The sequence below is a fragment of the Hymenobacter sp. DG01 genome (assembly GCF_006352025.1).
GTDB lineage: Bacteria > Bacteroidota > Bacteroidia > Cytophagales > Hymenobacteraceae > Hymenobacter.
Map to the genome: position 1 here is coordinate 1,144,081 of NZ_CP040936.1, position 24,615 is coordinate 1,168,695.

Annotated in this window: 23 protein-coding genes; 7 read left to right on the forward strand and 16 right to left on the reverse strand. The window is 61.9% G+C overall.

Features of this window, described 5'->3' with window-relative positions; translation table 11 throughout:
- Positions 1 to 16: 16 nt before the first annotated feature.
- From FGZ14_RS04800 to pxpB, 4 genes are read right to left on the reverse strand one after another with little or no spacing between them, the layout of a single operon-like run.
- Entirely contained in the window at positions 17 to 1,207 is a 1,191-nt protein-coding gene (locus FGZ14_RS04800) for an NRAMP family divalent metal transporter (RefSeq protein WP_257883341.1), read from the reverse strand.
- Positions 1,204 to 1,983 (reverse strand): LamB/YcsF family protein, encoded by a 780-nt coding sequence (locus tag FGZ14_RS04805; RefSeq protein ID WP_139921756.1) that lies wholly within the window; start codon positions 1,981 to 1,983, stop codon positions 1,204 to 1,206. Before FGZ14_RS04805 ends, FGZ14_RS04800 begins: the two co-directional genes overlap by 4 nt.
- Entirely contained in the window at positions 1,980 to 2,987 is a 1,008-nt protein-coding gene (locus FGZ14_RS04810; protein ID WP_139921758.1) for a biotin-dependent carboxyltransferase family protein, read from the reverse strand. Before FGZ14_RS04810 ends, FGZ14_RS04805 begins: the two co-directional genes overlap by 4 nt.
- Positions 2,977 to 3,720 carry a 5-oxoprolinase subunit PxpB gene (pxpB, locus tag FGZ14_RS04815; protein WP_139921760.1) on the reverse strand — a complete coding sequence of 248 codons (744 nt, stop codon included), beginning with the start codon at positions 3,718 to 3,720 and terminating at the stop codon, positions 2,977 to 2,979. Before pxpB ends, FGZ14_RS04810 begins: the two co-directional genes overlap by 11 nt.
- 51 nt (positions 3,721 to 3,771) lie before the next feature.
- On the opposite strand from pxpB, the gene FGZ14_RS04820 reads away from it, so the two are divergent.
- Positions 3,772 to 6,402, forward strand: coding sequence for a M1 family aminopeptidase (locus FGZ14_RS04820; protein WP_139921762.1), 2,631 nt, complete (start codon positions 3,772 to 3,774; stop codon positions 6,400 to 6,402).
- A 22-nt stretch (positions 6,403 to 6,424) separates the two neighbouring features.
- Here FGZ14_RS04820 and FGZ14_RS04825 read toward each other — a convergent pair whose 3' ends face one another.
- The 11 genes from FGZ14_RS04825 to FGZ14_RS04875 all read right to left on the reverse strand — a co-directional run bounded on the left by FGZ14_RS04825 (position 6,425) and on the right by FGZ14_RS04875 (position 17,753).
- Positions 6,425 to 6,883, reverse strand: coding sequence for a hypothetical protein (locus tag FGZ14_RS04825; RefSeq protein WP_139921764.1), 459 nt, complete (start codon positions 6,881 to 6,883; stop codon positions 6,425 to 6,427).
- Between the two features lie 38 nt (positions 6,884 to 6,921).
- On the reverse strand, positions 6,922 to 9,282 hold the full coding sequence (locus FGZ14_RS04830) for a DUF5682 family protein (RefSeq protein WP_139921767.1): 2,361 nt from the start codon (positions 9,280 to 9,282) through the stop codon (positions 6,922 to 6,924).
- Positions 9,283 to 9,310: 28 nt separating this feature from the next.
- Positions 9,311 to 9,793 carry a hypothetical protein gene (locus tag FGZ14_RS04835; protein WP_139921770.1) on the reverse strand — a complete coding sequence of 161 codons (483 nt, stop codon included), beginning with the start codon at positions 9,791 to 9,793 and terminating at the stop codon, positions 9,311 to 9,313.
- Positions 9,794 to 9,800: 7 nt separating this feature from the next.
- Positions 9,801 to 10,451 carry an SMI1/KNR4 family protein gene (locus tag FGZ14_RS04840; protein WP_139921772.1) on the reverse strand — a complete coding sequence of 217 codons (651 nt, stop codon included), beginning with the start codon at positions 10,449 to 10,451 and terminating at the stop codon, positions 9,801 to 9,803.
- A gap of 95 nt (positions 10,452 to 10,546) precedes the next feature.
- The gene (locus FGZ14_RS04845; protein ID WP_139921774.1) at positions 10,547 to 11,119 is read right to left on the reverse strand and encodes an SMI1/KNR4 family protein; all 573 of its coding nucleotides are present in this window, start codon (positions 11,117 to 11,119) and stop codon (positions 10,547 to 10,549) included.
- A gap of 88 nt (positions 11,120 to 11,207) precedes the next feature.
- On the reverse strand, positions 11,208 to 11,915 hold the full coding sequence (locus tag FGZ14_RS04850; protein ID WP_139921776.1) for a DUF1963 domain-containing protein: 708 nt from the start codon (positions 11,913 to 11,915) through the stop codon (positions 11,208 to 11,210).
- A 26-nt stretch (positions 11,916 to 11,941) separates the two neighbouring features.
- Positions 11,942 to 13,039 carry an AAA family ATPase gene (locus FGZ14_RS04855; RefSeq protein ID WP_139921778.1) on the reverse strand — a complete coding sequence of 366 codons (1,098 nt, stop codon included), beginning with the start codon at positions 13,037 to 13,039 and terminating at the stop codon, positions 11,942 to 11,944.
- Positions 13,040 to 13,343: 304 nt separating this feature from the next.
- Positions 13,344 to 14,948: a DUF5691 domain-containing protein gene (locus tag FGZ14_RS04860; protein WP_139921780.1), complete on the reverse strand. Its 1,605-nt coding sequence runs from the start codon at positions 14,946 to 14,948 to the stop codon at positions 13,344 to 13,346.
- A complete protein-coding gene (locus FGZ14_RS21680; protein WP_180754497.1) occupies positions 14,948 to 16,369 on the reverse strand; it encodes an SWIM zinc finger family protein in 1,422 nt (473 codons plus the stop codon). The genes FGZ14_RS04860 and FGZ14_RS21680 overlap by 1 nt, the downstream gene beginning before the upstream one ends.
- A 59-nt stretch (positions 16,370 to 16,428) precedes the next feature.
- Positions 16,429 to 16,779, reverse strand: a complete 351-nt coding sequence (locus FGZ14_RS04870) for a hypothetical protein (protein WP_139921782.1) — start codon at positions 16,777 to 16,779, stop codon at positions 16,429 to 16,431.
- A gap of 347 nt (positions 16,780 to 17,126) precedes the next feature.
- Positions 17,127 to 17,753, reverse strand: a complete 627-nt coding sequence (locus tag FGZ14_RS04875) for a hypothetical protein (RefSeq protein WP_139921784.1) — start codon at positions 17,751 to 17,753, stop codon at positions 17,127 to 17,129.
- A 39-nt stretch (positions 17,754 to 17,792) separates the two neighbouring features.
- Between FGZ14_RS04875 and FGZ14_RS04880 the strand changes: the two genes are divergently transcribed.
- A complete protein-coding gene (locus tag FGZ14_RS04880) occupies positions 17,793 to 18,314 on the forward strand; it encodes a hypothetical protein (RefSeq protein ID WP_139921786.1) in 522 nt (173 codons plus the stop codon).
- A gap of 66 nt (positions 18,315 to 18,380) precedes the next feature.
- On the opposite strand, the gene FGZ14_RS04885 is transcribed toward FGZ14_RS04880, so the two are convergent.
- Positions 18,381 to 20,681 (reverse strand): RND family transporter, encoded by a 2,301-nt coding sequence (locus FGZ14_RS04885; RefSeq protein WP_139921788.1) that lies wholly within the window; start codon positions 20,679 to 20,681, stop codon positions 18,381 to 18,383.
- Between the two features lie 194 nt (positions 20,682 to 20,875).
- On the opposite strand from FGZ14_RS04885, the gene FGZ14_RS04890 reads away from it, so the two are divergent.
- From FGZ14_RS04890 to FGZ14_RS04910, 5 genes are all read left to right on the forward strand, one after another.
- Positions 20,876 to 21,103: a hypothetical protein gene (locus FGZ14_RS04890; RefSeq protein ID WP_139921790.1), complete on the forward strand. Its 228-nt coding sequence runs from the start codon at positions 20,876 to 20,878 to the stop codon at positions 21,101 to 21,103.
- 175 nt (positions 21,104 to 21,278) lie between these two features.
- Positions 21,279 to 22,448, forward strand: coding sequence for a dienelactone hydrolase family protein (locus tag FGZ14_RS04895; protein WP_139921792.1), 1,170 nt, complete (start codon positions 21,279 to 21,281; stop codon positions 22,446 to 22,448).
- A 15-nt stretch (positions 22,449 to 22,463) separates the two neighbouring features.
- A complete protein-coding gene (locus FGZ14_RS04900) occupies positions 22,464 to 23,108 on the forward strand; it encodes an energy transducer TonB (RefSeq protein ID WP_139921794.1) in 645 nt (214 codons plus the stop codon).
- 166 nt (positions 23,109 to 23,274) lie between these two features.
- On the forward strand, positions 23,275 to 24,069 hold the full coding sequence (locus FGZ14_RS04905) for a thymidylate synthase (RefSeq protein ID WP_139921796.1): 795 nt from the start codon (positions 23,275 to 23,277) through the stop codon (positions 24,067 to 24,069).
- Between the two features lie 15 nt (positions 24,070 to 24,084).
- On the forward strand, positions 24,085 to 24,390 hold the full coding sequence (locus tag FGZ14_RS04910; RefSeq protein ID WP_139921798.1) for a hypothetical protein: 306 nt from the start codon (positions 24,085 to 24,087) through the stop codon (positions 24,388 to 24,390).
- The last annotated feature ends 225 nt before the right edge of the window (positions 24,391 to 24,615 follow it).

Genomic DNA, 24,615 nt, shown 5'->3' on the forward strand with positions numbered 1-24,615 from the left:
GGCTCATTTTCTAGTGTTATTTCCCTAGCTCTGCTACCTGCTCTAGCAGTACGGCGCCGCTCATCCAGGTCATAAGTAGCACGACCAGCACCCCGAATACCGTCAGGGCCAGGGGGTGGCGGTAGCTGCCTACCACGCTGGGGCGGTAGGCGGCCACGAGCAGGGTGCCCAGGGTGATGGGCAGAATGAAGCCGTTCAGGGCCCCGGCCCAGACCAGCACGCTCACCGGCTTGCCTACCCCCACAAATACGAGGGTCGAGAAAATGATGAACCCAATAATCCAGCGGTTTTCGTGGGCGGCAATACCGGGCCGCATCGACCTGAGGAAGGAAACCGACGTGTACGCCGAGCCAATAATGGAGGTAATGGCCGCCGCGAACATCACCACCCCAAACAGCTTATAGCCCACCGAGCCAGCGGCCAGCTGAAACACCGAAGCCGTGGGGTTGCCCTCCTCAATGGCCAGGCCGCGGGCTACTACCCCCAGCGTAGCCAGAAACAACAGCACCCGAATCAGGGAAGCTACTGATACGCCCATAATGGCACTGCGCGACACCTCGGGCAGGGCTGCTGGGCCTTTTATGTCGGCATCCAGCAGGCGGTGCCCGCCGGAAAAGGTGATGTAGCCGCCCACCGTACCGCCCACCAGGGTAATAATGGCCCGGTAGTCGATAGCAGCGGGAACGACGGTGCGCAGGGCGGCTTCGGCCACGGGCGGTTGGGTAACCACGGCCACGTAGATAATGGCCAGAATCATCACGAGCCCCATAAGCTGGGCGAACCGGTCCATGAGCGGACCGGCCTCGCGTACCAGAAAAATGGCAATAGCCAGGCCCGCCGCCAGTACGGCGCACCAGGTTACCGGCAGGCCCGTGAGCACCTCCAGCCCCAGGCCCGCCCCGCCCACGTTGCCGATGTTGAAGGCCAGCCCGCCCAGCAGAATCAGCAAGGAAATAAAGCCGCCCAGCCCCGGCAGCACGCGGTTGGCAATGTCGGGGGCGCGCAGCTCCGACACGGCAATAACCCGCCAGATGTTGAGCTGCACCCCAATATCAATCAGAATAGAGGTCAGGATAACGAAGCCAAAGCTGGCCCCCAACGACTGGGTAAAGACGGTAGTTTGGGTGAGAAAGCCCGGCCCTACGGCCGAGGTAGCCATCAGAAAGGCGGCGCCCAGCAGCACGCCCCAGTTGCGGGCCGGCCTCACGCGGAAACTGGCTGATGGGTACGCACGGCAATGCCTTCCTGCTCCAGCCGCGCCCTAATCTGTTGGGCAAACGCCAGGGCGTGGGCACCGTCGCCGTGCAGGCACACGGTATCGGCCTGAATGGCGACGTCCGCGCCGGATTGAGCGCGCACTCGCCCTTCCTTCACCATGCGGACCACCTGGCTGATGGCCTTATCGGCGTCTGTAATCAGGGCGTCGGGCTGGCGGCGAGGCGTGAGCGTGCCGTTGGGCTGGTAGGTACGGTCGGCGAAGACCTCCTGGACGGTGGCCAGGCCCAGCTTTTGGCCGGCGCTAATGAGGGCGCTGCCGGCCAGCCCGTATAGGCAGGCTTTGGGGTGCACCCGGTACACGGCTTCCGCTAGGGCCTCGGCCAGGGCGGGGTTTACGGCGGCCATGTTATAGAGGGCGCCGTGGGGCTTTACGTGGTGCACTGTGCCGCCCTCAGCACGCACGAAAGCGGCCAGGGCACCCAGCTGGTACACCGTCATGTCGTAGGCTTCCTCGGGAGAAACCGCCATTTCCCGGCGGCCGAAGCCTACCAGGTCGGGCAGGCCGGGGTGGGCCCCAATGGCTACTCCGTGCCGCAGGGCCAGGCGCACGGTGCGCTTCATCACGGCCGGGTCGCCGGCGTGGTAGCCGCAGGCAATGTTGGCGGAAGTCACGAAGGGCAGAATGGCTTCGTCGTGGCCCAGGGGGTAGGCGCCGAAGCTTTCCCCCATGTCACAGTTCAGATCAACGGCGTAGGGTTGGTTCATCGATAGTGGAAAAGGGCGAGGCCCCGTTGGAGTTGCTGAAGGATTTTTTCCTGGTGTAGGTACCAGTAGTGCGCTTCCGTGAGGCTGACCTCCTGAAAGCGCAGCCTACCCCCCGGCGGCACCTGAGCCAGGCGGGAAAAGTCGGCGGTGATAACCTGCCCGATGCGGGGGTAGCCGCCGGTGGTCTGATGGTCGGCCAGCAAGACGATGGGCGCGCCGGAAGCGGGTACCTGCACGGTGCCGAATGTAACGGCTGAAGAGAGAATTTCCTGATCGGCGCGGCGCTGCAGTTCCGGCCCGGCCAGCCGGTAGCCCATGCGGTCAGATTGCGGCGTCACGGTAAACTCTTCTTCCCAGAAAGCCCGCTGGCTGGCCGGCGTGAACAAGTCGTACTCCGGCCCCCGCAGGGCCCGAATGACCGGCGCCGCTTCTGGCCCCGGCGTCAGGGTCGGCTCCGGAAACCAGGGCGTAGTGGCCCAGCGCGGGCCGGGTTGTGGCTTGAGCAGCTGCTGATGCAGGCGCTGCCCGGCGGGCGTTGGGCCGGGGGCAGGCAGCACGTCGCCGGCCCGCAGGGCGCGCCCTGCCAGGCCGCCGATGCCGGCTCGTAGGTAGGTTGATTGGCTGCCCAGCACCGCTGGCACGGCCAGTCCCCCGGAAAAAGCCAGGTAGGCCCGACAGCCCGCGCGGGCCGGCCCGAAGGCCAGCTCACTGCCGCGCCTGACGGCTACGGGCCGGTTGAGGGGTAGGGCCTCGCCATCGAGCGTAGCGGAGAGGTGGGCGCCGGTCAGGGCTAGCAGGTGGTCGGCTTCAAACCGAAGGGTAGGCCCCAGCAAGGTAATTTCCAGGCCGGCCGCTTCGGGCGAATTTCCTGCCAGCAGGTTGGCTACGCGCAGGGCCAAGGCGTCCATCGGGCCGCTGACAATCACGCCCGCCTGCCGGTAGCCCCGGCGGCCGCCATCCTGAATGGTGGTGAGCAGGCCCGGCCGAAGAATGCTACAGCTCATGTTCCTGCAGGTGCTGGTACTCGGCTTCGGAAATGGGCACGAACCGCAGCCGCTGGCCCGCCCGCAGCAAGCTCGGCGACGCGGCCTCGGGCGTGAACAGGCGGCGCGGCGTGCGCCCAATCAGCTGCCAGCCGCCCGGGGTGGGGAGGGAGTAAATGCCCGTCTGGCGGCCGGCAATGCCCACCGCGCCCGCCGGCACCAGGGGCCGGGGCTGGGTTTTGCGCGGGGCCGCCAGCCGTTCGTTCATTCCGCCCAGGTAGGGAAAGCCGGGCGCAAAACCAATCATGTACACCAGGTACTCGGGCTCGGTATGCAAGCGGATAACCTCCGCCGCCGTCAGGCCGGTGTAGCGGCTCAGCAGGTCCAGATCAGGCCCGAAAGCGCCGCCGTAGCACACCGGTATTTCCACCACCGGCGCCGCGTCAGAGGCGGGCAACTCGGGCAGCTGGTGCAGCAGCTGCCGGAGCGACTCCGAAACGCGTTGGTAGGGGTCTTGCTGGCCGGCCTGGCTCACCACCCACGGGTCGTAGTACACAGTGAGGGTAGTGAAGGCCGGCACGTATTCCAGCAACCCCGGAAACGGGTGGGCATCGAGGCCGGCGCCCACGGCCTGAATGGTGCGGTGCGTGGCCTCGCTGATACTTTCGCCGAATTGCAGCACCACGGCCGCGTCGCCGAGGGGGTAGAGCTGTACCGGCGTTGGGCCGGAAGGAGGGGGTAGGGGCTGGTCCATCGGAGGGTTTGCGTTACCTTGGGTGTTCGACCTGATGGAATTTCTCTCGGAATGAAGCTTCAATATAGTACCGGCGCGCGCTGCAGCGTGTTTTTGTTGGCCCTAAGCCTGGTAGCCTGCTCTAAAAAACTCGTGGTTTCTAACCCTGCTACCCCCGCCGCCCCGGTTGCCGTGGTACCCGGCGTCAGCCAGGAGCTGGCCCAGGACCGCGCCCGCCGCCTTTCCCGCCTGTGCTATGAGCTGCATCTGTTCGTGCCGTCGCGCAAGGAGCAGCCCATTGCCGCCACCGAAACCGTCCGCTTTCACCTCACGGAGGCCAGCCAGCCCGTGCAGCTCGATTTCAAGGAGCAGCCCGACCACCTGAAAAGCCTGACGGTGAACGGCAAACCCACGGAAATTGACTTCCGGCAAGAGCACTTGGTGCTACCCCCCGCCAGCCTGCAAACCGGCCCGAACAAGGTGAAGATTGAGTTTACGGCCGGCAACCAGAGCCTCAACCGCAACGAGGACTTCCTGTATACCCTGCTGGTGCCCGACCGTGCCCGCACCGTGTTTCCAGTCTTCGACCAGCCCAATCTAAAGGCGTCCTTTCAGCTCACGCTCACGCTGTCGCCCGAATGGCAAGCCCTGGCCAACGGGCCGCTGCTGGACTCTACCGCCACGGCCGAGAGCAAAACCCTGCGTTTCGCGCCTTCGGACACTATTAGCACCTACCTGTTCTCGTTTGCGGCAGGTAAGTTTGAGCGGGTTTCGCGCACGCTGGGGGGTAGGCCGATGCAGTTTCTGCACCGGGAAACCGACCAGGACAAGGTGCGGCTGAGTCTGGACCCCATCTTCCAGATTCATGCCGATGCATTGAAGTTTCTGGAGCAGTACACCGCCATTCCATATCCGTTCCGCAAGTTCGATTTCGTGGCCCTGCCCGATTTCCAGTACGGGGGCATGGAGCACGTGGGCGCCATCGACTACAAAGCCAGCACCCTGTTTCTGGACGAAGGCGCCACACGTGACCAAGAATTGGCACGGCGTAATCTGATTAATCACGAAACCGCTCACATGTGGTTCGGCGACTTGGTGACCATGCAGTGGTTTAACGACGTGTGGATGAAGGAGGTGTTTGCCAACTTCATGGCCGATAAGATGAGTAGGGAAAGCACAGAGGGAGAGGAGCAACTTCTCAAGTTTGTGACTGAACATTACCCCACAGCTTATAGCGTTGATCGTACAACTGGTGCCAATCCCATCCGCCAAGAGCTGGAAAACTTAAAAGATGCTGGCTCACTTTACGGCAACATCATTTACCACAAAGCACCCATCATGATGCGGCAGTTGGAGGGGCTAATGGGTGAGGAACCCTTCCGCTTGGGCTTGCAGGAATACTTGCGCAAATACAGCTTCGGTAACGCCACTTGGCCCGACCTCATACAAATCCTTGATGCTCGCACCCCCGCTGACCTACAGGCTTGGAACAAAGTGTGGGTAAACCAGCCTGGTCGCCCGGTTTTCAGTTATGATTTGCAAACAGCAAATGGAAAAATCATTCGATTACAAATCAAGCAAAAGGCTGAAGATGGCTCGGACCGCCTCTGGCCGCAACAATTTGATATTACGTTAGTCTATCCAACTGGTGCGCACCATGGCAATGTGAACATGACAAAGGGCACCGTAGACTTACCTTGGGCTACGGGTGAAAAAGTGCCTAGCTATATAATATTTAATACATATGGGCTTGGCTATGGAGTCTTTCCGGTGCAAAAGGAGCTGATAAAGCAATTACCGACACTAACTGACAAAAGCAGTGGTTTTACTTACCGGGAGGCTTCCGTACGGGCGTCCATCTATATTGCTCTGTTTGAGAATATGTTGAATGGCCAAGAGAATAAACCACGCCAGTTGCTAGATATATACAGAAAGCAGTTGACTGCAGAAGATGAAGAGCTGAACATTAAATTGCTAACGGGCCAGCTGACTGATATGTATTGGAAGCTGCTGAAGCCCGCGGAGCGCCTGGCTTTGGCGCCGACTTTGGAGAAAGAACTGTGGCAAGCCATGCAGCAAAATCCGGCCGCCAACTCCAAAAAGCTGCTGTTCAAGGCCTATCAGTCGGTGGCCCTGACCAAGGGCGCGCAAACGCGCCTCTACCAGATCTGGGACCAGCAGCAGGCCCCCGCGGGCGTGAAACTCACCGAAGACGACTACACCGCCCTGGCCCTCGCCTTGGCCGTGCGCGACTACCCCGCCGCTACCCCCATCCTACCCAAGCAACTCACCCGCATCCAGAATCCCGACCGCAAAAAGCGCATGGAGTTCCTGATGCCCGCCCTCTCGCCCGACGTACAGACGCGCGACGCCTTTTTTGCCTCGCTCAGTGAAGAGAAAAACCGTGAGAAAGAGGCCTGGGTAACGGCGGCGCTGGCCTACCTGCACCACCCGCTGCGAACTGCTACCTCCGAGAAGTATCTCCCCCAAAGCCTGGCTTTACTCGAAGAAATTCAGCAAACCGGCGACATTTTCTTTCCGGCCTCCTGGCTGCAGGCGACGCTGGGTTCCTACCAAACGCCTACCGCCGCCCGCACCGTCCGCGACTTCCTGGCTGCCCACCCGAACTACAACCCTAAACTGCGCGCTAAGCTGCTGCAAGCCGCCGATGATGTATTTCGGGCCGAAAAGCTGGTGTTGTAGGCTTATATCATCTTCGGTAGGGCTAGGGAAGACTAAGGGTACTCTCGTAGAGCTGGGTGACTAGTTGGTCGCAAGCCGTGCGCACGTCGAGCAGGGCCGTTTCTGCTTCCGAAACGGCATGGCCTGTATCAACTCCCTGGAGCAGCCGCCCGAAGGGCTCTTCCACCTCAATGCGGTGAATACCCGCGGCCGTTTTGCCTACTACGAATCGGGCTCCTAAATCGTCCCAGTAAGCGGAATAGCGAGACGGAAGCTGCAAAAAGTCAGGCTGTGCCAACAAGGCTTTAATGGCCTGCGCTACTGTTGAAGGCAGCACATCAGCGAATACGTGCTCGTGCAGTTCATACTTTCCTTGGCACTGGTGGTGATACTGGACCTGAGCAAAGTAGTTGTACAACTTATCTACTGTGAGTACCACGCTCAAGTGTCGGGCTGTGAACCCATCGGAGTGCAGATAGAGGAAGATTTCGTTTTCATCCAATACTAGGTTAGGATACCTTGCCGCACTCTCATAGCATCTCATAGCAGTGCGGCAGTCGCGCTTTGGCTAGCCGCTGCCGGCTCGACAAGGCCTAATAACTCCCGCAACCCGGGCAACACCCGTAGCCCCCGTTCCAGGTCGAACTCCGCTTCTGGAGCCGCCGTGGCGGCTGGGCCGCCGTTGGCCAGCGCCAACACCTGCTGGCGCTCCGGCTGGCTGAAATCAGCGAAGGAGCGGCGCAGCAGGGGCACGGTTTCCTGAAATACTGCTTCATCTAGGCCAGTAAGCCACTGATCGAGCAGGCCGAAGAGCACGCGGTTGTGGATGAGCAGCAGGCCGCTACCGCGCAGGAAGCCCTCAACCCAGGCCGTGGCATAATCGGTGGGCTGGGCTGGGGCCAGGGCGAGGCCCAGCAGGGTAGCCGTGTCTTCCGGGGCGAGTTGCTGAGTGTCGAAGAGCAGGCGGGTAGCCACGCCGGCCAGGAGGCCACTGCTGGCCGGCTGGCGCGCAATGAGGTGCAGGGCAGCATACCAATGCGCCTGCTGGTCCTCGTCGGGGAGCAGGCGAATGGCTTGGTGAGCTGCTTCAATGCGCTCCAGGAGCTGACTGGCCGCGTCCCGGTCGAGGCCGGTGCAGGCCAGGGGCAGGGAGATGCACAGGCGCTGCACCAGGTGGTGCACTACCTGGGCTACCTGGGCGGTTTCGGTGCGGCGCACATTGCCGTAGCGCAGCACGTTTACCAGCGGGGGCAGGGCCGTGAGCAGGTGGGCGACGTCGCGGGTGCCGGCGCTCAGGGTTTCCAGGCGGGCCACCAGGCCGGGCAGGGCGGGCGCTAGGTCAGCGTGCAGAGCCTCTTCCAGTAACTGACTGATCTGGCCCAGGTCGGTGGCTTGGTGGGCGCGGTGGTGGGCCGCGCCGCTGGCGGCGGCCAGAATGGTATTGCCCCAACGGCCAGCTTCCAGCACGCCCAGCACCATTTCGGGGCGCCACTGCAGCTCCCACACCTCATGGAAGGTGCCGCTCTTGCCCTGCACGCGCTGGGGCCGGCCCCACCGGATGTTGAGAAGCTGCAGGCGGTGGAGCAGGTGGCTGCGGCCTAGGTCGAGGTCTTTGCGCAGGTCGAGGGCTAGGGTTTTGTGGGTGGCTTCGGGTTTGAGGCGGAGGGCTTTTTGCTGCTGGGCCAGGTCTTGCTGCAAAGGCGAGGCGGGCAACTCCTCGGGTACTTCACCCAGGGCTTCTCCAATTACCAGCTGCTGGTGCACCAGGTCCAGGGCCTCGGCGTAGCCACCCCCGAAAATGCTCACGGCCGCTTCTTCCAGCTCCTCAATGCCGGGCAGGGCCAGTCCGCGCACGGCGGCCAGGGCCTCGGCCAGGCGCACGGCCTCAATGGCGTGGGCCGACGACGCGTCAATCTGCTGGGCCCGCAACAGGTGGGCCGCCCGCACCATCCAGTGGGTGACTACCCGCTCGTGGGGCTCCTGAAACAGCAGCTCGTACCAGGCCGGCGACAACACCCCTGCCCCGTAGCCCGACTGCCGAGCCAGGCGCTCGTAGGTCCAGGGTACCCAGGTAGCTTCGGTGGAGGCTTTCTTGAGGCCTTTGAGGCGGGCTTTGTCATCCTTGGCGTAGGCAGGCAGTACCTCGGCGCGCAGCACGGGCGCGTGCCAGGCTCCGCAGACTACGGCTACCCGCTGGTAGCCCTGCTTGAGGGTAGCGCGCAATGTTTCGCGCATGTAGGCCTCCCGCAGCAAGGTTTCTTCCGATTCAGGCTGAGCCAGCTCCTCACGCAGGGCCGTCATCATTTGCAGCACTACCTCGAAGGTATCGGCATGGCCGGCGCTGTGCTCAATGCGTGCTTCCCACCACCGTTCTCCGTCGGTGTAGCCATCTAGGCGGGCCAAGTGGGCAATGGGGTCGAGGTGCAGCGGGGCTTCTTCGGGAACTGGTGCTTCGGCGGGTTCTGAATTTGTAGCGGGAGCTTCCGCTTCTGGTGGCGCAGGCTCCGAATCAGGTGCTGAGGGCGCTTCGGCAGCTACTGCAGCCGGTGGCAGCGGCTCGTGCTCCACGGCATCCGGGAGGGCAAAGCGTAGCGTCATCGGCAGGTCGAAGCAGCGCAGGTGGGCGCCGTGCTGCTGGCACCACTGCGCCGCCTGCCACTCCGGCGAGAAGTAGGCGAAGGGCAGAAACGTGGCCTGAGCGTGCTGCTTAGGGTTGTAAATGAGTAGGGCCACCGGCGGCTTCAGCTCCGGGTTAGAAGCCAGCGCCAGGGCCTTTTTCCCATCGGCGGGACACTCCAGCAGTACGATGTCGGGCTGGTAGTCGTCCAGGGCTTTGAGCAGGGAAGAAGTGCTGCCGGGGCCGTGGTGGCGGATGCCGAAGAGGCGGAGTTCGGAAGGCATAAGGGGGTAGGACTACAATAGGGGTAACTCAGGTTTCGGCAATGCCGCCCATTTCGGCCAGCTGGTTCGCCTCAAACCTGATTTCCAGGCCGTGTTCCGTGTCAAGGCCGTAGCGAATGGACAGGCGGAGCGTTTGTTCGTCCGTAATACGGAGGTAGGCCACGTCCTGCAAATAAGCAAAATGCTCCTCGGGCGTGCGCAGGTGCAGCACCGAGGCACCCGACTGGGCCGGGTTCTCATAGAGGGAAGCATACAGCTCCTGGTAGCGGGCAAAGGTCTGCTGCTGGAGCTCGGGGAGCAGGCGCGGCGCATCCGCAACGAAGGCCTGGAACGTAGCTGCGTACTCGTCGAGCTGCGCCGGGGAAAGATCGTATTCCTCGTCTTCCTCAAACAGCTCCTCGCCCAGAAACACCTCTACGGGCTGCTCAAAGCCTGGCAATACAAACTTCTTTTGCGGCGCCATGCCGGCCCAGCTTTCCTCCACAATTCCCCAGAACGGATGCTTTAGCATAGATAGTTTAGTTATAAGCGGCAGGAGGTAGCACGCCCTGCCACCGCTCTGCCACGTACCAGATGTTCACGTCAATACTTTCCTCAGGGCTAAGATATTCCTCCCCATCTTCCAGGGCATCGGGCTCCAAAGTGTAGCGCCCTTGCTCCAGGTCATCCGCAAACTGGGCGAGCAGGGCCGCCACAGATTCGGCCACCTGAAAAACAGATTCGTTTACCTCATCCACAAAAATAACCTGCCCGTAGGAGCCTGCCGGGGCCGGGTCAAGGTCCACGCACAGCCACGTATGGGAGCCGTCGAAGCTGAGTTGAAGCCAGTAAGGATTCAACACGTTATCGGCTTTTACTGAAGCCTGCGCATATACCGGCGGACACAGTTCTGAGTCTTGAGCGCGACTTTGAAAGGCGGCTGCTACCCTCGCCAGGGGAATAAAGCTCAGGCCGTAGAACAGGCTGCCGAAGTTATCAGCGTCTTCATCTAGGCCGTTGCGCCAGCGGTATAAGGCCTTATAGTCTTCAGGCAGCGGCTTGCCAACGGCAGCCTCCAGGCCACTCAGCTCGCGTTCGGCAGCGCCATCGTTCAGCGACTCAGTTAGAATTCGCGGGGCGTGGGTGGCCAGCCAGGTTTCGATTCGGTGGATAGATTCAGATAAGCTCATGAGGTAGGGAAAGGGTTGGCCGGGCTACCGGTTTTCGGTTCGGGAAATTGAATGGGGTAGGACGCGGCCATAGGCAACGACGCACCGGGAGCAGCCTACCCCGCTTCAAATTCCTGCGGAAACCCTTTCGGATGCTCTGGTTCCAGCTCTTCTAATTGCTCATCGGTCAGCAACATAGATTCGGCGCCGGCTTGCTCGTAGGCCTGTACCACGGCCGCCAGCCAGGCCGTCAGGTCGGGAAACAGCACGGTGCGGGCTTCCCAGTTGTGCCAGTGCTCTATGATCTGCCCGACCTGGCCGGTGAAGGTGCCGTGCAAATCCACGCAGACATGGTCGCCACCGCCATTTTCCAGGAAGGGCACCCAGGCCGGATGCCACCAGTTCGCCACGAAGTCGCCATCGGCCAGCAGCTCGTTGTTGATGCGCATGCTTTCGGCCGCGCTATCCAGCGACTGAAGGCAGTTGTTCTGGAAGAAGCTGTCGTAGCCTTCCTGCCCGTTGTGCCAGCCAAACCACTGCCGCAGCTCCGTCGGCAACACTAGGTTAAACTCCGCCTCAAAAGCGGCCAGCTCCGCCCCCGTAGCCGGTGGGCCCAGGGTAGCGTAGTACTCCGGCCGGTGCTGTTGGAGCAGGGTATCGAGGCGGTTGAGGAGGGAGGAAAAGGTCATGCGGTTAATTAGAAGCAGTGGCTGCTGGTGAAGTCGTGGTGGCGGATGCTAAAGAGGCGGAGTTCGGTGGGCATGGGACAAAGTTTTCTTACGATTGACCCCAGGCAAACTGGCAATTGGTAAAGTCGCGGCGGCGGAGGGCGTCGCGGTCAATCAGCACGCTGAACACACCCTCGTCGTTGAAATCTTCGCCCACTTGTAGTAGCAGTATTTGGTCGGAGAAGGTTATGGCTTTGATTTCTTCCTCTGACAGCTGGCAATGGGTATATATACCGAACAGCTTGGATTTCTTGCTGCCGGCGAAGTCGTTCCAGCCGGGCCAGTCATCCTCGTCATCCTCCTCCCCTGGACCATAACGCTCGGCCAGGGTTTCCGTTTCCGCGAAAAACCGGCCGATCAGCCGGCCTTCAAAGAAATTGTCCTCGTGTTCCTGCACGGTGCGCACCAACTGCTCGTTGGGTACATCGGCATAGAACACTATGCCTTGAGTGGTCGTGATATCGGCGAAAAAGTAGAGCTGGCCGGAAGTGGGCAGCAGGCCCGACGGGTCATGCGGGGCTACCTGGCTCAGGTCGAGTTGGGCGGCAAAGCGCAGGCCATCGGGCGGAGCCATGCCAGGCGGCAAATCGACAACTGGCCCACCGTAGCGGGCAAGGCCCAGTGGAATGTCCAGCTCGGTGTGCTTCACATATTCGCCTGATTCCAGTAGAATTGGCTGGAACTGAATGGAGGCCCCATAATAGCGTGGCCCCGTCGGGGTGAAACGGATGATGTCGAAAGCGGCATCTTGATGCATAATAAGCTGTTATAGTCTTTAATTCCTTACTCCACCACCTCCCGGCATGCGCGGTAGAGGTCTTTCCAACCGTCGCGCTCTTTTACTACGGTTTCCAGGTATTCCAGCCATACCACGCGGTCCTGGACGGGGTCTTTGATGACGGCGCCGGTGAGACCGGCGGCGAGGTCGGCGGCTTGCAGGGTGCCGTCGCCGAAGTAGGCGGCCAGGGCCAGGCCACTGTTGAGCACGGAAATGGCCTCGCCGGTGCTGAGGGTGCCGCTGGGGCTCTTGAGCTTGGTTTTACCGTTCTCCGTCACGCCCGAGCGCAGCTCCCGGAAGATGGTCACGAGGCGGCTGATTTGCTCCAGGGCCGCCGTGGTTTCGGGCAGCTGCAGGGCCCGGCCGGTTTTCTCCACCCGCGAGTGCACAATCTGCACTTCCTCGGCAATGGAGGTGGGTAGGGGGAGCACCACGGTGTTGAAGCGGCGGCGCAGGGCGCTGCTCAGCTCGTTCACGCCTTTGTCCCGGTCGTTGGCGGTAGCAATGACGTTGAAGCCGCGGGCGGCCTGCACCTCGGTGGCTAGCTCCGGCACGGGCAGCACCTTTTCGGAGAGGACGGTGATGAGCGTATCCTGCACGTCGGAGGGGATACGGGTAAGTTCTTCCAGGCGCACCATGCTGCCTTCCTGCATGCCCTTGAGCAGGGGCGAGGGCACCAGGGCAGCCGGGGAAGGGCCCTCGGCAATGAGGCGGGCGTAGTTCCAGGAATAGCGGATGGCATCTTCAGAGGTGCCCGCCGTGCCCTGAATCAGCAGGTTGGAGTGCCCGCTGATGGCCGCCGTGAGGTGCTCCGAAACCCAGCTTTTGGCTGTGCCCGGCACACCCAGCAGCAGCAGGGCGCGGTCGGTGGCGAGGGTTGCCACGGCAATTTCCATCAGTCGCCGCTGCCCGATGTACTTGGGCTCAATCACGAAACCATTATCCAGGGTACCGCCCAGCAGGTACGTCACCACGGCCCAGGGCGAGAGCTGCCAGTTAGTGGGCTTGGGTCGGTCGTCGAGGGCTTTGAGGGCGGCGAGTTCTTCGGCGTATTGCACCTCAGCGTGGGGCCGCAGGATATCGGAGGACGAATTTAAAGCCATATATGCGAAGGGTTTGGAAGCGGAAGTGGGGTAGGGAAGATGAAGCGTGGACTAAAGCTAGTTTTTAGCTCCCCTCCTCAGATGAGGAGGGGTTGGGGGTGGTTGATAGGGTAGGACCGATGCTAGCTAGAAGCTAGAGCTGCGAGTTGAGCTATGTGCTCGTCGGTATCTGCACCGGAACGATATTAGAAGTTAGAGGCTGTTCAACGACGGGTCAACCACCCCCAACCCCTCCTCATCTGAGGAGGGGAGCTAGTTGCTAACTCTAGCCTGCAGTGTGATTTACTCATTGCTTATCAATGGTCTAGCCCGGGCCAGGTGGCTCATCCAGCGCCGCCTCGAGCTGCTGGCGGAAGTGCAGGGTGTTGAGCAGGCGGGCGAGGCTGTTGTGGAGGTAAGGCACATCCTGGAGCAAGGGCTGCAGGGGTTGGGCACAGAGGTCGTACTGGGCGGCCGGCACCACGCGGCCCATGTGCTCCAGCAGCTGACTGGCGGCGTACTGGATGCGGTAGAGACGCTCGGGCTGGCTCAGAGCCGCGCGCAGCACCTCCACCACGCGGCGGGTGAGGCGCTCGGGCCAGGGCCCCGGCGTCAGCTGCAGTAGAGGCAGCCAGCGCACCTCCGGCCCAAATTCCGGGGCGGCGTCCAGCAAAGGCAGCACCAGCGCCAGCAGCTGCGCGGAGCTGAGCTGCTGGGTTAAACCGGCCAGGGGCAGGGAGAAAGGCTGCTTGCGGGGCAGCTCAAACAGCCAGCGCAGCAGTTCACCGGCCCATTCGGCGTCGTGGTGCAGAATGGCGGTTTCGGCCCAGGTGTTGAGCAGCAGCGCGGCCCACTCGGTAGCGGCGGCCAGCTCCAAAAGGCGGGCGGGGGGTAGGTTCCAGTGAGCTGCCCAGCGAGCAGGCGGAATCAGGGCCAGCACTTGGCCCAGCAGGGCGGCCTTTTCGCCCTGAAAGCGAGCGTCGCGCTGCTCAATGCCATCTGCCAGCCAGGTTTTGTCCCAGTCGGCGGCCGGCAGCTCCACCAGCAGCTTCTTGGTGAGCAGGCCTTTTTTCAATCGCACCAGGGGCTCGGCCCGTTGCCACAGGCGCTCCAACAGGGCGCTGTCGGGGAGGCGGGCCAGCAGGGGCAGCACGGTTTGGCGCACTTCCTTGCTTTTCGACGTCAAGTACTGGCCTAGCAGCTCCGCATCCGCCGCCGAGGGGTTTTCGCGGAGCGTAGCCAGCAGCGCCGCCTGGGTTTTGGCTGGTTCCTGGGGTAGGGTGGCGGCCAGTAGCTTACGGGCCTGCTCGGACTGTTGCCGGCGCAGGGAAGTCAGGTAACTCACGCGCTGAGGCAGGGTGCCGGTTTCCCACACGGCCTCGGACTGCGGGTGAGTTGAAGCCGCGAGGATGGGTGCCCAGTCGGGGTTTTGGGCGGCCAGCCACTCCCCGCGCCGACCTAAAACAGCAGCCGTGGCGGGTTGCAGGGCCGGACGGGTGCGCGCATATTCCAGCAGATACACCAGCTGCGGATGCGGCACCCGCCGCTGGTGCTCGGCCAGGGCCGTCAGGAAATCGGGCAGCAGATCAGTGTACTGGCCTTCTAACAGCACGTTCAGGGACTGAGCCCCGTTGGGACCTAGCGTATCCTCGGTTTCGGCGGGTGCGGGCGAGACAAAGGGCGTAGCGCTGGAGGCGGGCTGGTAGCCAGCCTTGCGAATCAGCGACAGTGCCCCGGCCGCTTGCAGCAGGTGCTTTTCGCGGGATGCTTCGTCGGTTTCCGACGCGGCAGGCAGATCGGGAATCGTGGGCAGCGCGTCGGGGCTTTGGCGGGTGCCCAGCAGGGCCACGCGCACCAGCTGCTGCCAGTCGGCAGCGGGCCGGAGGGGGTTGGCCGCTAGGTCGGGGGTAGGGGCTTGGAGGTTGGGCATCAGAGAGCAGATGAAGTTTCTACCGCCGCGCCCCAGCCTACCAGCGGGCGCAGTCCCTGGCCGGTCCACTCGCCGAATATAGTGAGTGGTACGCCCCCACCAACGGCCTGCAACTCCCACCCAAACAGGTCGTCGCAAAGCAGGGGAACTTCCTGCATAGCCGGAGTGGCAGGCTCAGGCAAAGCGGAAGCTAACGCTAGTTCGGGCGTGAACCGTAGCACCCAGCGGCCATCCGGGGTGAAAGCTGGGGTGCCGCCGGTCAGGAGCACGGGCCACTCGCGCAGCCAGGGCTGGCGGGCCAAGGCATTGGCGTAGGCATCCAGCAGTTCGGGCAGGGTAGTGGGGTAGGGCGGAGAGGCGTCGGAGGTAAGGCCGGCAAATGAGAGGGTGCCCGGTACGGCACGCAGGGAAAGCAGACCGGGGTAAAAGGTAAGGGTGCCGGTGTAGTGGCCGTCGGGTACCAGGGCGGTAGCAAACGCCTGCCCCCCGAAGGAAAACTCTACTACCAGCGCGTAGCGGCCAGTTTGCTGGCCCTGCAGCCAGCAGCGGCGCACTGTCAGGCGGTCTTCCTCAGTAACGTCCACCGAAAGCACCCGCCACTCATCGGCCACCGCCGGTTCCATGGCCAAAATGTCTTCTTTCTTCAAATTCACCCCCACCAGCTGCAGCAGTTCCTGGCGGGCGGCCTCCGGCAGCTCAGGCAGGCGCCGAAATGCCTGGGTCAGCAGGTACAGCTCGCCCAGGCGCGCCAGCATCCGCTCAGGCCAGTCGGCGCCCTGGTGGCGCAGGGTGGGCAGCTCCCGCACTATGCCGGCCAGGCCGGGCAGCTGGTTATCTACCAGCCGGGCCGCCTGGTTTTCCCAGAAACTCAAGGGCTGGTTGTCAGTGGCGGCCAGCCCGGCCCGCACCAGGTCCAGGAGCCACATCTGCAGCTCCTCAGCGCCGCGCTGCATACGGGCCATGCGCTGGGCCTCGCGCTTCTGCCGGGCCAGCTCGTTGTCGGTGGGGCCGGCGGCCGGAGTGGGACCCGTACCATCAGCGGCTGCTGAGGGTTCGGTTCCAGGCGCTTTCGTGGCTTTCTTGCCGGCCGACTGCTGGCGCTTTTCCAGCCACTCCTGCAGCCAATCGGGCGGGGTGGGGCCATTCAGCAGCTGGGGCTGCCGGGCCAGCAGCAGGAGCAGGGCCGCGCCGTGCTTACAGGGAAACACCCGGCTGGGGCAGGAGCACTTAAAGGCGGGCTCCGTCAGGTCGAGGCCGGTTTGGTATGGCTTGCTACCGCTGCCCTTGCACTCGCCCCAGGCGGCGGTGTCGGTGCGGCCCAGGTTGCTCCACTTGGCAGGAGCGGCCAGTTCCAGCCCGCGCTTCAGTGTGCCGGAGTCGGTGATGAGGGCGCGGGCCTGTTCTTCGGTCCAGGAGGTCAATGTTAGGCAAGGATTACGCCCGCAGTACATCGGGCCGGATACCCCGGCAAAGTAGGAGTTCAGCGGGGAAATTCCGCGTCGCAGCTCCGGCATTTGTGCAGGGTAGTGCCAGCGTAAAACAGCCGTTTCCACCACGCCGGCCGCGAAACCGGCACCGGGTCCGGCGCGCCACACCGGGGGCAGCGCGGTGCCGCTGGGGTAGTGCGCTGTTGCTCAAAGGCTTCCACTGTGGCCCGCGCCGAAGCGGTGTCGGCCTCCTCAATCAGCAACTGGTAGTACATGCCCTCGCCAAAAGGAAAGGTGGGCGGGCCGCCCGTCTTCACCAGGGCATCGACGCCAGCGGCCTGCAACTGCTGGTAAAGCGTTACGGCTTCGGCATAAGTCAGGTACTGGGCGGCGGGGGTGAGCATACGGCAAAAGCAAGGTCACAAACAAGGCGCAAAACCCCGGCTTCCGCAGTGGTCATTAGCCTGAAAAGAGCCGCCCGGAGGTAGTGGCGGGGGTAAGGCCGCTGGCATTGTGGTGAAGAGTGCTATTGCTCCTGCTTTCAAACAAGTCACAACCGGCGGGGCTTTTTCCTTTCCAATGCGGGTGAAAGGGCCTCTCTTTGCTGCGGCAGGAACAGGGCGCGGCCCCACACCCCGCAGCGCGTTCAGATGGTGAGTGACGAAGGCCGCAGCGGGTGGGCCTCTCCGCTGCAACGGGGAGGCCTTTTGCTGTTTCAGCCCTACCCCAGGCAGCCGCTCAAACCCTCCGCCTACTTCCGCCGTCGCGCGGGGGTAGCCAGGCGGCCGCGCAGCTTCATAATGTACCAGAGCAAACCCGCGCAGAGTACGGCCAGACCGGCCGCTAGCAGCTCCCGACTGGTGCGGGCCTGAGTAGCTTCGTCGGCGGTGGCCTGCAGCTCCAGCAGCTTTTTCTCCCGCTGCTTGTCGCGCAGCTGTAAGTTGCTAATCTGATTTTCCAGGTCGTAGAAACGCTGGCGGGTGCTGCTTTGGTCCGTCTGAGCGACGGTGATTTGCTGCTTGGCCTGCTGATTTTCGGCTACCACGGCGGCGGTGCGGCGCAGGGTAGCGGCCTGCACGGCCCGCACAATTTCGGTGTCTTTGCGAATGATGCCTTTCAGGGCATCTACCACTTCCTGCAGGTCTTTTTTGCTGGGCTTGTTGCCGAACAGGCTGTTGCGCTGGGCGTTGGCCTCTTCGTACTGCTGCACCATCTGCTGGCGCTCCTGAATCAGGCGGGGCAAGGGGTCGTTGTCGGTGGCAGAGGGGGTAGGCGTCTGGGCCAGGGCAGGAGCGGTCAGCAGCAGGGCGCCGGCCAGCAGCCCCCGCAGCGCGGAGCAACCAAAAAAGCGGGTAATGGAAACAGGAAGGTGGGTCATGAGGGCGGAAAGCTAGTAAATTGTGCGTATCTCGAAGCCATGAAACGACTATACTATCTGCTAAGTCTATCGGTAGTAATGCTGGCCGCGCCGGCCTGCCGCACCGCTAAAACTACGGCGCCCGCCTCCAGCGCTGCGGGCGCCCCGAACACGGACGCCAACCCCCGCATTACGGGCTCCATCAACGCACCGCAAAGCTACTACGACAATGCTCGTCGCACCGTGGAGCCCTTTTTCGTGGCCGGGGTCAGTGAAGACGCTACCTATGGCGTCACCCAGAAAAACCCGGTGTGCGTGGGCGGTAAAACCGATAGCGGGGCCCGCAATCAGCAACGCTACCTGAATGCGTTGCGCGGACCTCAGGGCGAGGAAATCAGCTACCGGCGCCGTGGTAGCTGCTGCGCCTTCGAAACTCCCAACGGCATTATCGGGGGCATGGGTATGCTGGATGTGTACGAGCTAACCTGGGCCGGGGCCGCCAAGCCCCTGCTGCTCTACCTCAACTTTTACGATGAAGGCCCCCTGCGCGCCCCGGCGGGCCTGACGGTGGTTAAACCCTGACCCCGACTCTCGGTTCAATACGTCAACGCCCCACTGCCGACGGTCTGGTAGTGGGGCGTTGTACGTTTAGGCTTCCAGCAGAGGCACCGGCTGCCGGATTTCCTTGGGCCGGTGGCGGTAAAACCACAGAATCAGGATGGGCAGCAGAGTCAGCTCGGCCACTACCCCGAACAGGAGCGTAAGGCCGATGAGCAGGCCCACGTAGAAGGTCCCGTCGAAGGAGGAGAAGATCAGGGTCGAGAAGCCGCCCACCAGAATCAGCGACGTAACGATAACCGCTTTACCGGCCATGAGATAGGTTTTGCGCACGGCCTTGAACAGGCTGGGCTCATCGAGCAGTACCAGCTTGAGCTTGCTGATGAAGTGGATAGTGTCATCGACGGCAATGCCAAAGGCAATGGTGAAGATGATGCTGGTGCTCACCTTCATGCTCACGCCGGCCGCACCCATCACGCCCGCCACAATCAGGATGGGCACCAGGTTGGGCACCAGCACCACCAGGGTCATGCGCAGGCTCCGGAACAAAAGCAGCACAATGAGCGTGACCATCACAATATCGATGCTCATGCCTGTAATCATGTTCAGGGTGAGGTTCTCGTTGTTTTTGTCGATGAGGTTAGCCGAGCCGGTGAGGCGGGTTTGCAGCACGGCGCTGTCCACGGAGGCGCGCAGGTAGCGGCGCAAATCGGCGTTTAGGGCATCGGCCCGAATGGAGCCCACATCGGGCATGCGGCCGGTGAGGCGGCCTTCCGTACCATCGGGCAGGGCCAGGGCCCGGAACTCCGGCTTCTTCCGAAACAGCTTCACCTTGCGCGTCAGGCGCTCCAATTCGGCTTCGGAATCGGGCAGGCGGTATTCCGTCAGCAGGCCGCCGTTCAGGGCCTTGCGCACCGATTTGATGATGGCAACCGGCGAGGCCACGAAGTTCAGCCCGTAGGTTTTTTGCAAATAGCCCTCAATTTTCTCCGTCTGGCGCAGCACTTCCAAGTCGTAGATAGTGCGGCCGGGGGCGGGTTTCAAATCCAGCTCAAAGGGGCGCACCCCGGCAAACTGTCGCTCGAAAAACTTGAAATCCAGCTTCACCGGGTCGTTTTGGGAAAGGTCGTCGAGCAGGGCCGAGTTGATGCGGATGCGCGAGGCCGAGGCCACTGATAGCACCAGCACCAGGGCGCTGATGGCCACTACCCAGTGCCGCCGCGCCAGCACCACCCGAAACAGGCGGCCCAGCACGCCGTCCCAGCTGTGGCCGGTTTCGCGGGGCACCCGCAGCTGGGGCTTGCGCAGGAGCACCAACATGGCCGGCAACAGGGTAAACGACAGCGCAAACGTTAGCAGCACGGCAATGCCCGTAAACAGCCCGAAGTTGTAAATGGGCCGGATAGTGCTGGTCATCAGGGTGAAAAAGCCGATGCTGGTCGTCAGGGCCGAGAGCCCCGAGCCGAAGCCGGATTCTTTCAGGGCAATCAGCAAAGAATCCCGCTTGCTGGCCCCGTAGCCCAACTCCGTAACGTAGCGCGTGATGATGTGGATGGTATCGGACATGCCCACCACGAACAGCATCACCGGCAGCAAGGCCGTCATCAAATCAATGCTCACCCCAAAGGCCGACATCACGCCCAGGCCCCACACAATGGCGCCCAGCACCACCACCAGCGGCAGCATTACCCCCCACCAGGTCCGGAACGTCAGCCACAGCAGCCCCGTCACGAGCACCACCGACAGGCTCATAAACACCATCAGCTCCACCTGCAGCCGGTCCACGAACACCGACTGGGCCACCATTTTGCCGGCCAAGTGGTACCGTTCTTCCGGAATGCCCTGGCGCTGCAGCTCCCCGCGCACGGCTGCCAGCAGGGAGTCGCCGGGGGGCTTGCTGAGGTTGGGCGAGGTCTGGAACAGGATGGTGGCCGCCCGCGCATCCCGGGAAATCAGGTTGCCCACCAGCCCCGGCGTGCGGTACACCAGCGCCGAGTCCTGGGCGCGGCGGGTTGGGTCCTGGGGGTGGAGGTAGGGAATGTTGAACACGCCCAGCCCCTCTACCACCGGGTTTACGGCATTGGTAGGCGACGACACCTGCGTAACGTGGCGCCGCTGCTGGATAAAGCGCGTCAGGGAATCTACCTGGGTCAGGAAGCGGGGCTCAAACACCGTCTGGCCCGCCGGGGCTTCCAGGCCCAGCAGCACGTAGTCGTTGTCGTTGCCGAAGCGGGCAGAGTACTGGGTGTAATAATCCAGGTCCGGGTCGCCGGCGGGGTAGAAGTCGTTGAAATTGTAGTTGAAGCGCAGCTGGGCCACGAAAAACACTGCCAGGGCCGTGAGCAGCCCGAGGGCCACGAGGGTAAGATGAGCGAGTTTACGAAGGGGCATAGGGTAGTAACGCGAAGCGGCAGCGCCCGGCCGGGGCCACCCTGCTTACAGATCTATACCGGAGTGGTGCCGGGAAGGCGCTGCCGGAGCGCGAGCGGCCCAGGGCTTTTTGGCGGATTCCGGTATCTTGGAAGCGGCAGCAAGCCAACTGTCAGTTTCCCGCTTTTGTTTCCTCTTCTCTATCCTTCTCGCTTATGAAGAACGTTCTGCTCGCCCTGGTTCTGTTTGCCTCCGTTGGTTCTGCTACTGCCCACGAGGGCCACAATAAGGGCAAAGGCAAGAAAACCAGGAAAGAAGCCTGCTCCGCTGACATGAAAGCCCACTGTGCCAAAACCGGCGCCACTGCGGGCACGCCCTCGTGCTGCATGAAGAAAGACGCCAAAGCTGCTGCTACCCCCGCCCCGGCCGTAAAGTCACTGTAGCGTACAGTAAAAACACAAAAAGCCGCTCCTAAGGAGCGGCTTTTTGTGTTTTTGTCTTTCAATTCACGGGTAGTAAGTAAGTCAGTAAATATTTTTCAATAGTACCTTGTATTGCATAGTACGATTGTTACCTTTAGATCAGTTTGAATAAAATCTACTTTATCTTATAAAAGCCATGCGTCAAGTAAGTATCCTACTAGGAATAAGCGGCTGGCTATGGGCCGCCCCCAGCTTGGCCCAAACCTACGACCAACACCTGCAACAGGCGTCGGCCAAGTTGAGCCAGCAAGACTACTGCGGAGCGGTACCGCATTTTCAGGCGGCTTTTGCGGACAGCGCCAAAGCCGGCCCGTTCGATGTGTTTGCTGGCACCGTTGCGGCTGCCAACTGCCCGGCCCAGCGCACTCAGGCCCTGCGGTGGCTGCTCCGGATTACGCGTTTCGCTGAGCTGCCCGTCAGCAGCCAGGATGTGCGCAACATCGCCCAGGAAGCGGGCCTGCGTCCCCTGCACGATACCCCACAGTGGGCCTACTTCCTAGAGCAGCTGCAGGTCCACGCCACCCGGCGCGAAGCAGCGGCCCGCCTGGCTGCTGAGCAGTGGCTAACAACGACCCAACGCAATGCGCTACCCGCTGCCACCCGCCGCAAGCGGTACGGGGCCGCTACCCCTGGTTTCGCCCGCTACGTGTTGTCTGTCGATACTGTACGAGCCCCCTATCTGGTGTACGTGCCCAAGAGCTATAACCCCGCCACGCCGGCGCCCCTGCTGGTGTACCTGCACGGCGGTGTAGCCAGCGCTACCCAGTTTCAGGTGCAAGAGCCCAGGGTGGCGCAAGAACCCATTTTTCAGGCCGCTGAGCAGCAGCGGGCCATTGTGCTGTACCCGTATGGGCGCAAATCATTCGGGTGGTTGGAGCACGAAGCGGCCTTGGCGGCGGTGCGCCGCATGGTCGCCGACGTGCAGGCGCGCTACCATGTGGATGCCCGGCGCGTGTACCTGGGCGGCATGTCGAATGGCGGCACGGCGGCTTTCTGGTATGCGTGCCAGCAGCCTCAAGGTTTTGCCGGCTTCTACGCCTTGTCAGCCATGCCCGTGAGCAGCTTAGGTCCGTTGCGCTTTCAAACCCTGGGCCAGGGGGCGCCACTCTACTCACTGCATGCCGAAGATGATGAGGTGTATCCTTACCAGAAAGTAGCCGCCATTCACCAGCAGTATCGCGCCCAAGCTCCTAACTGGCATTTCGCGTCCCGGCCCGCCGGCGGCCACGGCTTCCTCTACGGCCCGGATGGAACTCAAGCGCTAGAGGAGTTGCTGAAGAAGATGATGTCCGCTACGGCACCTTAAATAATACTTTTTAAAATGTATTCAACCCCGCAGTTGGATGACCTCTACGGTTTGACTTCGCGCATTCGGGTGGCCGTACAGCGCCTTAACAAGCATTCTGTTCCACTGCTGCTCCTGCTATTGCTTATCACTAGCTTTGGGGGTAGCCCTGCCTGGGCGCAGACGGGCTATAACCGCTGGGACGCCAAGCCGGTAACCACGCCCAAACCCGCTACCTCTGCCGCGCAGCGAGGGGCGCAGTTGGCGAGGGCCAAAGCACGGCAGGATTCTATTGTCAGGGCTCAACATCTCTATCAGGATTCCCTCCGCATAGCCGCCGCCACCGCTCCAACACTACTAAAACGCGGCATTGGTCAACGAATCAAGGACAAGCGCCTCCAACCCGAAGACGCTACATACTTTGAGTACATCCGCCGATTCATCAAGTACCCAGTAGAAGCTTTGCGAGCCCAGATTGGAGGCGACGTAGTAATGAAGCTTTCCATTGACGCCACCGGGAGAGTAACACACCTAAAACTTGTGGAGAGCACTATTCCGCCGGGTGCTGCTGGGGAAGTTGCCATGATTCAGCAGGCCCGCTTGCTGCTGCGGCAGCTGCGGTTTGAGCTCGCTGCTGGGGTTACCGAAGAGGAAATGAGAATAGGGTATCGATTCGAATAAAGAGATGATATGCATGAGGTTGATATGCAGGGCGACGAGGTAACCGGTGGATACTACACCCGGATGCATCCTGCCACCTAGCTATGAAAGAGCTACCTCTTGGGTAGAAGAGAAGCTACGGCCTAAAGTAGATTCCTTACTTTTAGGCTCTCATTTGGCCTACCCCATGCATCAGTACCAAACCCTTCTGCAGCACATTCTCACGCACGGCACCCGCAAAACCGACCGTACCGGTACCGGTACGCTCTCCGTGTTCGGCTACCAGATGCGCTTTAACCTGCAGGAAGGCTTCCCCCTGGTGACCACCAAGAAGGTGCACCTGAAAAGCATCATCTACGAGCTGCTCTGGTTTCTGCGCGGTGATACTAACATTGCCTACCTCAAGGAGCACGGCGTAAGTATCTGGGATGAGTGGGCCGACGAGAACGGCGAGCTGGGGCCCGTGTACGGCAAGCAGTGGCGCGCCTGGACCGGCCCCGACGGCCAGACCATCGACCAGATCAGTGACATTGTGCGTCAGCTGCGCCAGACGCCCGATTCGCGCCGCATCGTGCTGTCGGCCTGGAACGTGGCCGACTTGCCCCAGATGAAGCTGCAGCCCTGCCACGCCCTGGTGCAGTTCTACGTGGCCGATGGCCGCCTCAGCTGCCAGCTCTACCAGCGCTCCGCCGACGTGTTCCTGGGCGTGCCCTTCAACATTGCGTCCTACGCCCTGCTCACCCTCATGATGGCCCAGGTAGTGGGGCTGGAGCCCGGCGAGTTTATCTGGACCGGCGGCGATACCCACCTCTACAGCAACCACCTGGAGCAGGCCCGCCTGCAGCTAGAGCGGGAGCCGCGCCCGCTGCCTCAGATGCGCCTGAACCCGGCCGTGCAGGACATCTTCGGCTTCCAGTTCGAGGATTTCAAGCTGGAAAACTACGACCCCTGGCCCGCCATCAAAGCGCCGGTAGCGGTATAAACGCTACTGAAAGCCGTGCTGGACATCGACGATATTATTGGAGAGGCCGTTGCGGAATCCATCTTCGGCAGCCTGTTTCGCTTTGTAGGCCGGCTATTGAAAGCGGTGTTTTTATTCGTGGTGTCGCCCTATTTATTGCTGCGGGGCTGGCTGCGCGTCAGGCCCCGCGCTGCCGGCGTACGGGAGCTATACCAGCAAGGCAAGCAGGCGGCCGCCCACGATATGCAGTATGTGCTGTCGGTGGTGGTAGCGCTACCTCTGGCGGTACTATTGGGCGTGGCGGCGTGGCAGGGCTGGAAGGCGCTGTTGAGCTGGTTTTAGCGCTGAGGGTTTCGCGGATACGGCTGGCAGTCCGTGCCAGCACCGGGTAGCACCTCACATTCTCGGGCCAGTTCCCGACTATATTGGGTATTTGTCTGGCCGGCCAATAACATCTAAAAAATAGAACAACAGATAATTACCTACCCAGTAGTATATATATAATGCCATATGCCAAGAAAATTTATAAAAAAAGTATTGACGAGCTAGATCCGTTTTCTATTTTGA